The following is an 11141-nucleotide window of genomic DNA, read 5'->3' as shown; positions in this document are numbered from 1 at the left end:
CGTGCCCTTCCGTCCGTTCCGATCATCTGCGGTTGTTGTCGAGCGACGCGCGCCAGTCGGGCAGGTCCACGTCGATACCGATGCTCCACAGTGTGTCGAACTCCTCCTGCACTTCGCGGCCCATCAGGGTGTGCGCTCCGTCCACCTCTATCTGGGTGGAGTCGACGGCGAGCTGGCCGTGCAGGAACGAACTGACGAGATAGCGCTCGTCGGCCTTGAACACGGCGATGGAGGGCAGGGAGTTGTAGACCTTCACCTGGAGCCGCGCGTGCGCCCCCGGCGCAAGGCGCCTGTGGATCCTGGCGAGTCCGGCGAGACAGCCCTCCACCCTGGCCTTGACGTCCTCCGCCAGGGCGGGGTCAAGTACGTCCTTGAGCGCCTCGTTGCGTAAGCCGGCCACCGGCGACGCCGGGTCCAGCAGCAGGATCCGCACCGGCACCTGCTGCGCCACGAGGGCCTTGACGAGGGCTTCCTCGAGGTGGCGCAGGTTCGGGATCCAGGTCTGCAGGACGGCCACCTCCTGGCCGGCGTCCTCCACGTACCCGATGAACTCCTCCTCGGGGAAACGTCGGTGCACCTTGACCACGCCGCCGTAGTGCTGCTCTTTGAGGCGCTGCGACATCGCGTCGATGTCGAGCTTGGACAGGTGCGCCTGCATGTGCGCGTCCATGTCCGTCACCTGCGCCTGGATACCGGAGCCCAGGAGCGCCACCTGCGCCTGCACGCTGCCGTCCAGGGCCTCGACGCGTTCCTGTACGTCGTCGAGTTTGCGCAGCCGGTCGATCTCCAGCAGCAGGAAGATCGTGACCGTGCTCAGGATCAGCAGGGTGACCTTCGGCAGCGCGCCGCCCGGCGCCAGAGCGTCGAGCCACCCGAAGAGGTCGGCGAGGAGCACCACCACACCCGATGCGGCCATCAGGGCCAGTGCGACCCGCTCCACCCGATAGCGAAACCCACCGCTCATTTACAGCTCAGCCCCCGTCCCAAAGGCTCTCCGGCCCCCTCGCCGGAGACGACGACCGTACACCTGGCAGTTGCGGCCGGCAGCGCTTCACGGCAACTTCAGATCAAGCTGTGACGCACGGCGCACGCGACCGCGTGGGCCCGGTTGCGGGCCTGGAGGCGTCCCATCAGATCGTAGATCACGTTCTTGACGGTGTGTTCGGAACAGGCGAGGGTCCGGGCGATCGCCGTGTTGCCGTGCCCCTCCGCCATCAGGGTGAGGACGGCGGTCTGGCGGGCCGTCAGCCGCGGGGCGTCCGCCGGGGCGGCGGCGAAGCCGCCGGCGGCGGTGGCGGCGCCGAGCAGACGGATCAGGACCGGGTACGGCATCATCCCGTCGCCGGCGGAGTACGGCGGGACCGGCGGATCGCCGACCGGCGCCCCTGCAGGCGCATCCGCGCGCGAGAGTTCGGCGACGGCGGTCACAGCAGCCCCACCCGGAGGGCGTAGGCGACCGCGTGGGCGCGGTTGCGCAGGCGGAAGCGCTGGGTGATGTCGTGCACGACGGTGGTCACGGTGCGCGGGGAGTAGCAGAGCTGCTTGGCGATCTCGTTGGTCTCGTGGCCGTCCGCGACCAGGCGCAGCACGCTGCGCTCGCGCTCGCTCAGGCCGCCGTGCGCCGCGGGTCCGGCCGCGCCCGCCCGGCCCGCCGCGCCGTCGTCGGTGCCGCCGCCCGCGCCGGCTCCGGCCGCGGAGCGCTCCAGCAGCCGGTCGAGCAGGTCCGGGGGCAGGGTGCAGTCGCCGCGCGAGGCGGCCAGGACGGCGCGGGCGAGGCCCGGGGCGTCCGCCTCGCGGCGGCGCAGCAGCCCGCGGGCGCCGGCGGCTATGGCGTGCAGGGCGGCATCGGGGGGCAACTCGCCCGCGACCAGGACGACACCGGGCCGGGCCGGGGTGTCGCGAACGGTGCCCAGCACGTCGAGCTCCGGACGGCCGACCCGGTCCACGGTCATGACCACGACGCGCGGTGCGCCGCCGGGGGCCGTCGGGCACAGCTCCGGGCAGGCGAACAGGGTGCTCTTGGTTCCGGCTTCCAGCACGGGGTCGGACGCGACGACGTCGACAGGGACGGGTTCTCCCACCAGGTCCTCCGTTGATCATCCGCCGGCCGGGGTGCCGGACGGCGGAAAGGGGCTCGCTGCACACAGGCTGCGGGCGCCCCGGCCGGTACGGCATCGGGCCGCGGCCCCCACATTTGTGAAGGTGCGGCGCCCTGCGCGCGGATCCTGTGAAGACGGGCCTGTCGACCGCCGGGTCGCCGCAGGCCCGCAGGCGGCCGGTCGGGTGCCCGGCGCCCTGCGTTCCCGCCTCCTTTGCACCGGTTTCCCGGCCGGACCGGGCGGGGGAGTGGGGGTGTGCGGGGGCGGTTCCGCGGAATATGGGGGAACGGCCCCCATGTGGGGGCCGCCCGCCCTCTGCGAGGTTTCTCCTCGTGACGGACACTGCCACCACCGCCGAAGACGACCGGGTCGGAGGCCTGGCCCCCTGCTGGTGGGCCCGGGCACTGAACCTGCGGGAGCGGCTCGCCGCCCCGGGGGCCCCGGCCCCCGCCCCGGCCGACGCACCCCACCCCCGGCCGGCGTCCTGGGACCCGGGGGACGCCGAGGGTTTCGCGGCCCGGCTGGCGGCCCTGGGCACGGGGCGGGACGCGGCGCACGCGCTCGCGGCGGAGGCGCCGGGCCGGCTGGCCGCGCGCAGCGCCAAGCCCGACTGGGCGCGGTACGTGGAGCAGGTGGTGGCCGCGACCCCCGAGAGCGGGGCGGGGACCGGTACCGGTACGGGGGCCGGTATCGGTACGGGGACGGCGGCCGGTATCGGTACGACGGGGACGGCGGCCGGTACCGGTGCGGGGGCGGCGGCCGGTATCGGTACGACGGGGACGGCGGCCGGTACCGGTGCGGGGGCGGCGGCCGGTACCGGTGCGGGGGCGCCGGACGGCGGCCCCGACACGGCGGCCGGGGCGGGGACCGGCACGGGGGCCGATACGGCGGTCGGCACGGGGGCGGGCGCGGCAGCGGGCGCGGGGGCGGCCGACGGGGCGGCGGTGTTCCTGCCCGCGCTGCGCCCGCTGGTCGGGCACGCCTGGGCCCAGGTCGCCGCGGGCGCCGCCCTGGAGGGGGCCGAACTGGCCGCCGTACAGGCCGGGTTCGAGGAGCGGCTCGGCGACCTGCTGGTGCGCCGGGCGGCCCGGACCCTGGTCAGCGAGCTCCACCGGGCCCGCAGCGCGGGCAGGCTGGCGGGCGCGACCCCGCGGCAGCGGTTCGCGGACTTCCTCGCCCTGCTGGGCACCCGGCAGGGGCTGGCGGAGCTCTTCACCCGCTACCCGGTGCTGGCCCGCATCCTCGGCCAGTGCTGCACGTACGCCGCCGAGGCCACGGCGGAGCTGCTGGAGCGCTTCGCCGCCGACCGCCCGCGGATCGTCGCCGGCCTGCTGGACGGGGCCGACCCGGGGCCGCTCGTCCGGGTGGACCTGGCCCGCGGGGACGCCCACCAGCACGGCCGCTCCGTCGCCCTGCTGCACTTCGCCGGCGGCGCGACCGTCGTGTACAAGCCCCGCCCGCTGGACCAGCACGCCCTGCTCGACCGGGCGGTGGGCTGGGCCAACGCCAAGGTGGCGGGGCTGGGCCTGCGCACCCCGAAGTCGGTGCGGGCGGACGGGTACGGCTGGCTGGAGTTCATCGAGCACCGCTGGTGCGCGACGCCCACCGAGTTCGACCGGTTCTACCGGCGCCAGGGCGCGCTGCTCGCCCTGCTCTACGCGCTGGACGGCGTGGACATGCACTACGAGAACGTCATCGCCGGCGGCGACCAGCCGGTCCTGGTGGACGCCGAGACCCTGCTGCACTCCGGCCTGCCGACGGCCGTGACCTGCGGGGCCGACCCGGCGGCCGACGCCCTGGCCGCCTCGGTGTACCGCACCTGCCTGCTGCCGAGCCTGCTGATCGGCGAGAACGGCGCCATGGACGTCTCCGCGCTCGGCGGCGGGGACGGCGGTGCCTACCCCAGCGACGGTCTGCGCTGGGAGGCCGCCGGGACGGACACGATGCGGCTGCTGCGCGGCCGGGTGGCGAGCCCCGCCGGCCAGAACCGGCCCGGCCCGCACGGCCGTTCCGACGCCGGCCACGCCGTGCACCGCGAGGCGCTGCTGGAGGGGTTCCGCGCCGGGTACGACGCGATCGCCGCGCACCGGGGCGAACTCCTCGGCGAGGGAGGGCTGCTGGCCCGCTGTGCCACCAGCCCCGGACGGCTGATCGCCCGCTCCACCCGCCTGTACACCACCCTGCTGGACGAGTCCACGCACCCGGGCGTGCTGCGCGACGCGCTGGCCCGGGACGCGGTGTTCGCCGTGCTGTGGACGGAGTCCGCGCACGATCCCGCCCGACAGCGGCTGATCGAGGACGAGACCGCCGACCTGTGGGCCGGGGACGTGCCGCTCTTCTTCCACCACCCCGCGCACACCGCCGTACGGACCTCCCGCGGCGCCCTCCTCGACGAGGTGCTGCCCGCGCCGAGCCTGCGCACCGCCCGCGACAAGATCGCCGTCATGGGGGAGGTGGACCGCCACGACCAGGAGTGGATCATCTCGGCCACGCTCGCCGTCGCGGGCGCCAACCTCAGCGTCCCAGGCCCACGTTCGGCGCTGGCCGGGCAGCCCGCCCCGGCCTTCGTCCCCGAGCCGTCGCGGCTGCTCGCCGCCGCCTGCGGCATCGCCGACGAGATCGCCGGCCGGGCCGTCCACGGCGCCGGGCGCGTCAACTGGCTCGGCCTGGAGCAGGTCGCCGACGAGCACTGGGCCGTTCTGCCGATGGGCGGCGGGCTCGCCCAGGGCTACTGCGGGGTGGCCCTGTTCCTGGCCCAGCTCGGCGCCCTCACCGGGGCCGAGCGGTACACCGCGCTGGCCCGGCAGGCCGTGCGGCCGCTGCCCGCGCTGGTCTCCACCCTGGCCGCGGACCCCGGTCTCGGGGCCGCGGTCGGGCCGGGCGCCCTGCACGGACTCGGCGGCATCGTCTACGCGCTGGCCCGGCTGGCACCGCTGCTCGGGGACGGCGCGGGCGACTGCCTGCCCGCCGCCCTCGCCGCGCTGGAACGCGCCGCCGACAGCGCCGGCTCCGAGGTGCCCGACGGCCTGGCCGACGGTCTGGCCGACGGCCTCGCCGGCGCCCTGGCCGCCGCCGTCGCGGTGCAGCGTACGTACGGGGACGCCGACGCGGCCGGCCCCGCCCGGCGGCTCGCCGACCGGCTGCTGGTCCGCGCCGAGAAGCGGCTCGCCGAGCACGGCGCCGTCCCCGTCGCCGGGGCGACCGGCTTCGCCCACGGCGACGCCGGCATCGGCTGGGCCCTGCTGCGGTACGCCGCCGCCCCGGCGGAGACCGGGCAGCGGGCCCCGGGAGCCCTCCCGGGCGCCGCCGCCACCGCCACCGCCGCGGCCGTCCCGGTCGACGTGTACGCCCGTACAGGCGCGGCCCTGCTGCGCCCGGCCTTCGAGGCGGCCCTGCGGGGCCCCGCCGACCTCGGCTGGTACACCGGGCTCGCCGGCACCGCGCTGGCCGCGGCCGACGCCCTGGGCACCGCCGGCCTGCCCGTCCCGGCGGCCGAACTGGACCGGTGCGCAGCCCTGGCGGGCGCCCCGTCGGAATGCCCCGACCTGAGCCTGCGCCACGGGGCGCTCGGCCCGCTGGAACTGCTGGGCGTCCTCGCCCGGCGGGGCCACACCGGCGCCGCCGCCGCGCTCGGCCACCGCGCGGGGGAGGTGCTCGGCCGGCTGGAGGACCACGGCCGGCGCTGCGGCACCCCCGACCACGTCCCGTCCCCCGGGTTCCTGACCGGGCTGTCCGGGATCGGGTACGGCCTGCTGCGGCTCGGCTTCCCGGAGTCCGTACCGTCCGTCCTGCTGCTGGAAACCGCTGCCCCTTCGGCCCCCGGCCGAGGCCGTACCGCCTCTTGACCCGAACCGCACCGACCACGTACCACCGCACCCGCACCCGCACCGCACCCGCATTGCATCCGAACGCACCGCACGGCACCGGCCACCACTTCCCGAAGGCATCGAGAAAGGTACTCACCACCATGCAGAAGCCCCAGGTCACCGCCGAGTCCGTGGCCGCCGGCGAGGAGTTCGCCGCCGAGGCGCCCGCCGCCGAGGAGCGGGTCGAGGACCCGGCCGGCGGGATCACCCTGTCGGGGCGGAACAAGGCGTGCGCCCGGGCCCGTGCACTGGCCGGCGTGGTCCTCACGAGCGGGATCGTGATCACGCTCAGCACGATCGACACGAGCGTCTCGGCGCCCAACGTCACCTGGTAGTGACCGATTGTCGACGATCGGTGTTCGAAACGGCCAACTTTCGCCGCTCGACAGGACGTTCGCATGAACTAGATTGCGCTCATGCGTCCCCGTGCACGGTACATCGTCGGTCGTGACTCCCAACTGCGGGAGATCCAGCAGGCCCTGACCGAGGCGCGCGAAGGACGCGGCGGTGTCGTCTTCCTGGTCGGCGAGGCGGGGATCGGAAAGTCCCGGCTCGCCGCCGAAGCCGTCGGCACCGCCTTCGGCATGGGCGTGCGCACCCTGCGGGGCCGGAGCAGCACCACCGGCCCCACCGTCCCTTTCCGGCCACTCACCGAAGCGCTCATGCCGCTGTTCCGCGGCGGACCGCCGCTGGACGACCTGCCGCTGGGCCCGTACCGCCCGGCCCTGGGCCGGATCATCCCGGACTGGAGCAACGAGGCGCAGAACGACAGCAGTTCCATGGTCATCCTGGGCGAGGCCGTGCTGCGGCTGCTCATCGCCACGGGCAAGGAGCACGGCCGGCTCCTGGTGCTGGAGGACCTGCACGACGCCGACCCCGAGACCCTCGCGGTCGTCGAGTACCTCGTGGACAACCTGGAGTACACCAACATCGTGCTCCTCGCCACGATCCGCACGGAGCCCTGCGACGCGCTCGACATGGCCGACTCGGCCCGTCGGCGCGGCGTGGGGACCGTACTGGAGCTCGCCCCGCTCACCCGGTCCGAGGTCCGCGCCGTCATCGCCGCCCAGCTCGACACCGAGCCCGACCTGGTCCCGCAGGCCGCCCTCGACCGGCTCTGGGACGACAGCGCCGGCAGCCCCTTCCTCGTCGAGGAGCTGCTCCAGGGCATGATCGGCAGCGGGGCCCTGGTCCGCGGCGACGACGGCTGGCGCGTCGTCGGCGACCTGCGCAGCGACGTCTCGACCGCCCTCGCCCGCGGCATCCTGCGCCGCATCGACCGGCTCGGCCCGCAGGGGCTGACCCTGCTCTCCGCCGCCGCCGTCATCGGCCGGCGCTTCCCGCTCACGGTGCTCCAGCGGATGACCGGCATCGACGACCGCGCCCTGCTCAGCCACCTGCACGCGGGCGTCGCCGCCCAGCTCGTCGTACCCGACGAACCGGCCCCCGACTGGTACGCCTTCCGCCACTCGCTCACCGCCGAGGCCCTCCTCACCCAGCTGACCCCCGCCAACCGGGCCGCGATGGCGGGGCGGGCCGCCGACGCCGTCGAGGCCCTCCACCCCGACCTGGACGGCGACTGGTGCCCGCTGGTCGCCCGGCTGCGCGCACAGTCCGGCGACGACGCCGAGGCCGGCCGCCTGTACACCGGCGCCGGGCGGCGCGCCCTCGCGGCCGGTGCGATCGGCTCGGCGGTCACCCTGCTCGGGCGCGCCGAACGGCTGCTGTCCGCCCCGCAGAACGCCGCCGCCCGCACCGACGCCCTTGAGGCACTGCTGCCCGCCCTCGCCGAAGCCGGCGACTTCGCCCAGGCCTTCGGCTTCGCCGAGAACCTGCACACCCTCGGCGGCAGCGACCTGAGCGCCTCCCGGCTGGCCGCCCTGCACACCCGCCTCGCCAAGGTCGCCCACACCGCCGGCCGCTGGGAGGACGGCAACAGACAGATAGCCCAGGCCAGAGCCCTGCTCGCGGGCCATCCCGACGACCGCGCCACCGCCTCGGTCGACGTCACCGCCGCCTACCTCGCCCTCGACACCCCCGGCCCGGACCGCACCCAACTGGCCGAGAAACTCGCCCACTCCGCCCTCCAGGCCGCCCAGCGCCACAACCTCGCCACCGTTGCCTGCCAGGCGTGGGAACTCCTCGCCACCCTCACCCGCGAACGGGACTTCGACGAGGCCACCGCCCTGCTCGAATCGGCCCTGCACACCGCCGAGCAGCACCGGCTGCCGCTGCAGCGCATGTACGCCCTCACCCGCATCGGCGGCAACCACTGGCTCACCGAGGGCGAGACGGCCCCCCTGTTCGCCGCGCGGGCCGAGGCCCAGCGGCTCGGCTCGGCCACCATCGTCCACACCGTCGACGGCATCATGATCCTCGACGCCGTCCTGCGCTCCCGCTTCACCGAGGCGCAGCAGGCCGCCGAGGAGTGCCTGGCCGTCGTCCAGCGCCTGCGCCTGGCCCCGGCCACCCGCTACGTCCTGATGGCGCAGGCCGCGCTCGCCGCCCACCGCGGCGACCGCCCCGCCATGGACCGCGCCCTCGCCGCCTTCGCCGACTGGGACGGGGCCGGCTCCCAGGAGGAGCCGCTGACCCGCGGCCTGGCCCGCGCGTTCTGCGCGCTGATGGAGGAGGACCGGCAGGCCGCCGTACGGGAACTGCACGCCGTTGCCGAGCTGGAGAACACCAACCCCAGCACCTACTACCTCAGCGGCCGCTACGGGATCGGCCTGCTCCTCGACGTCCTGGCGGGCACGGCCGGCCGGCCCGCGTACGAGGAGATCGCCGCCACCTCGCCCGGCCGGATGCGCTGGAACCGGCAGTTCGTGCACCTGGCCGGCGCCGTCCTGCTCGGCCGCGAGGGCCGCCCCGAGGAGGCCGCCGCCGCCGTCGCCGAGGCCGCCCGCACCGCCGAGCCGTACCCCACCGCCCTCCACCTGGGCCTGCGCCTGGTAGCCGAGGCGGCGTACGCGGACGGCTGGGGCGAGCCCGTGGCCTGGCTGCGCCGCGCCGAACAGCACTTCCACCAGGGCGGCGTGGCCGCCGTCGCCGGAGCCTGCCGGGCGGAGCTGCGCCGCATGGGCGCCCCGGTCCACCAGCGCCGCACCGGCTCCGGCCGCATCCCGGAGGTGCTGCGCGCCCAGGGGGTCACGGTCCGCGAGTACGAGGTCTTCCAGCTCCTTGCGGACCGGCTCGGCAACAAGGACATCGCGGACCGGCTCTACATCTCCCCGCGCACGGTGGAGAAGCACATCGCCGCCCTGACCACCAAGACGGGCCGACCCAACCGCGCCGGCCTGTGCGAACTCTCCGCCTCCCTGTCCGTCCGGGCCGTCTGACTCCGAGGCCTCCTGACCGAGGCAGCCTGTCCGTCCGGGCCGCCGGGGAAGGACCGGCAGCACCGGCCGCCGGTCCTTCTGCGCGTTTGTCCCTATGGGCGGACGGGCTGCGGCGGCAGGCTGATGGCCGCAGACGAACGAACGGGGCGAGTGCGGGAGGACCGAAGCGATGAGCGACACCGACGAGAGCCGCTACCGGGTCGTGCACAACGAGGAGGAGCAGTACTCCATCTGGCGCGCGGACCGCGAACTGCCGGCCGGCTGGCACGCCGAGGGCACGGCGGGCACCCGCCAGGAGTGCCTGGACCACATCGGACGGGTGTGGACGGACATGCGGCCGCTGAGCCTGCGCCGGCAGCAGGCCGAAGCGGGTGCAGGCACCGGCACCTGAACGGGGGACACGGACGCCGACCGGCGTGGCTGAGGCGCGGGGGAACCGAGCCCCGCCGGCCGGCAGGAGGGGAGCGCCGGTCGGGCCGACACCCCGGCCCGACCGGCGCAGCCAGGGGACGAGCAGGAACCGCTCACCCCGTTCGCCCGTCATCCCCACGGGGCTGCCGCAGACTCAGGCGCCCCTTTCGCTCTTCACCACCGAGGTCCGAGGAGATCCATGGTCGACACCGTCAACTCACTGGCCGCCCGTGTCCACGAACTGCTGGTGGCGTTCTTGACCCAAGGCTCCGCCGCGGTGGGCACCGCGGGCCTCCAGGACGTCGTCGCGCGCGCCGGGGCGCTCGGCCCCGACGGCACGTGGCTCGCCGCCGCGGGCCATGCGAGCCTCGCCGGCATGGCCCTCGCACGCGGACAGGCGGACCAGGTGGTCTTCCACCTCGACGCCGCGGTGGCAGCCGGCTTCAACGACTGCGTGGCGCTGCACAGCGCCCCCATACGCCCGCTGCACGACGATCCCCGCTTCCGGGCCCTGTACCAGCGGATGCGCATCACCCAGGCCGACCTCGACGAGTTCTTCTGGCTGCACCGGGAAATGCAGATCATGGCGAGTGAGGCCCAGACGGCGAGCGTCGACAACATCGGCCGCCTCGACACCGGGGTGTCACCGCTCCCGCAGGCCCCCATGCCGACCCGCGAACCGAACACCCCCGGTGTCCTGATCACCCGCATCGATCTGGCGGCGACCCAGACCGCCCTCCAACAGGTCGCCCTGAAAGCGGAGTTCCACCGCAGCGCCGGCAATACCAGCCTCAGCCTCATCGACGACTCGTGGGACTACCCCCGCGCCACGCGCGACGCCTGGTACGCCGACGAGTTGGATTCCCGGCGTCGGCAGGCCGCCGAGGCCCGGGCGTTCGTCGAACGGCCCGGCGCCGACACCACCCTCATCCCCTGCCCGCCGCTGGGCTCGATCGCCTACCCGGGCTGAGGAGGGCCGCCGGACCGGCGCGGTGGCCGGTGCGGCTCCTCATGGCGGCGTGGGCGGCTCGGCAGATACTCAGGACGCGGTCAGCCAGTCTTCTTCAAGACCGTCGAGAACGAACCCGTTCTCGAAGCGCACCCTGTATCTGATCCGACCCCCGACTCCGGCGGCGTACGCTCCATGCCCGATGACCTGCTGACGGAGCTGATCGGCCAGGCCGGCCGCCAAGCCCGTGAGCGCGGCCTCGCGGACTTGCTGCTCGAAGATCGCGGCCTGCTCCTGGGCGAAGCCGCCGGCTCCCTTTGCCGCGCCCGTGACGATGCCCTCCAGACCCTCGGCCAGGAAGAGCGGACCGGGGAAGCCGATCCTGGCCGCTGCGTCGTCGGAGGTGAGCTGCACATCCCTGGTCAGCTTCACCTTCGCGCCGGTCTCGTACGGCATGGGTGTCCCCCCTCGTTCAACC

9 protein-coding genes are annotated in these 11141 nt (G+C 75.1%); 5 read left to right on the top strand and 4 right to left on the bottom strand.

Going from position 1 to position 11141, the window contains the following annotated elements:
* Positions 1-22: 22 nt before the first annotated feature.
* The 3 genes from AB0F11_RS06395 to AB0F11_RS06385 all read right to left on the bottom strand — a co-directional run bounded on the left by AB0F11_RS06395 (position 23) and on the right by AB0F11_RS06385 (position 2081).
* Positions 23-964 carry a hypothetical protein gene (locus AB0F11_RS06395; protein ID WP_362169033.1) on the bottom strand — a complete coding sequence of 314 codons (942 nt, stop codon included), beginning with the start codon at positions 962-964 and terminating at the stop codon, positions 23-25.
* Positions 965-1062: 98 nt separating this feature from the next.
* A complete protein-coding gene (locus tag AB0F11_RS06390; RefSeq protein ID WP_362169031.1) occupies positions 1063-1428 on the bottom strand; it encodes a helix-turn-helix transcriptional regulator in 366 nt (121 codons plus the stop codon).
* Positions 1425-2081, bottom strand: coding sequence for a helix-turn-helix transcriptional regulator (locus tag AB0F11_RS06385; protein ID WP_362169029.1), 657 nt, complete (start codon positions 2079-2081; stop codon positions 1425-1427). Before AB0F11_RS06385 ends, AB0F11_RS06390 begins: the two co-directional genes overlap by 4 nt.
* 350 nt (positions 2082-2431) lie before the next feature.
* Here AB0F11_RS06385 and AB0F11_RS06380 point away from each other — a divergent pair, with 350 nt between their 5' ends.
* From AB0F11_RS06380 to AB0F11_RS06360, 5 genes are all read left to right on the top strand, one after another.
* Positions 2432-5944 carry a type 2 lanthipeptide synthetase LanM family protein gene (locus AB0F11_RS06380; protein WP_362169027.1) on the top strand — a complete coding sequence of 1171 codons (3513 nt, stop codon included), beginning with the start codon at positions 2432-2434 and terminating at the stop codon, positions 5942-5944.
* A gap of 122 nt (positions 5945-6066) precedes the next feature.
* The gene (locus AB0F11_RS06375; RefSeq protein WP_362169026.1) at positions 6067-6300 is read left to right on the top strand and encodes a hypothetical protein; all 234 of its coding nucleotides are present in this window, start codon (positions 6067-6069) and stop codon (positions 6298-6300) included.
* Between the two features lie 81 nt (positions 6301-6381).
* Positions 6382-9303, top strand: a complete 2922-nt coding sequence (locus tag AB0F11_RS06370; protein ID WP_362169024.1) for an AAA family ATPase — start codon at positions 6382-6384, stop codon at positions 9301-9303.
* A 169-nt stretch (positions 9304-9472) separates the two neighbouring features.
* Complete coding sequence (locus AB0F11_RS06365) at positions 9473-9694, top strand: MbtH family NRPS accessory protein (RefSeq protein ID WP_362169022.1); 222 nt, start codon at positions 9473-9475, stop codon at positions 9692-9694.
* Positions 9695-9913: 219 nt separating this feature from the next.
* Positions 9914-10684 carry a hypothetical protein gene (locus AB0F11_RS06360; protein ID WP_362169020.1) on the top strand — a complete coding sequence of 257 codons (771 nt, stop codon included), beginning with the start codon at positions 9914-9916 and terminating at the stop codon, positions 10682-10684.
* A 69-nt stretch (positions 10685-10753) separates the two neighbouring features.
* On the opposite strand, the gene AB0F11_RS06355 is transcribed toward AB0F11_RS06360, so the two are convergent.
* The gene (locus tag AB0F11_RS06355) at positions 10754-11119 is read right to left on the bottom strand and encodes a hypothetical protein (RefSeq protein WP_362169018.1); all 366 of its coding nucleotides are present in this window, start codon (positions 11117-11119) and stop codon (positions 10754-10756) included.
* Between the last annotated feature and the right edge of the window lie 22 nt (positions 11120-11141).

This window comes from Streptomyces sp. NPDC032472 (genome assembly GCF_040636955.1).
Classification (GTDB): domain Bacteria; phylum Actinomycetota; class Actinomycetes; order Streptomycetales; family Streptomycetaceae; genus Streptomyces.
The sequence above is the reverse complement of the archived record's forward strand: the minus strand, read 5'-3'. Positions and strand labels throughout refer to the sequence as shown.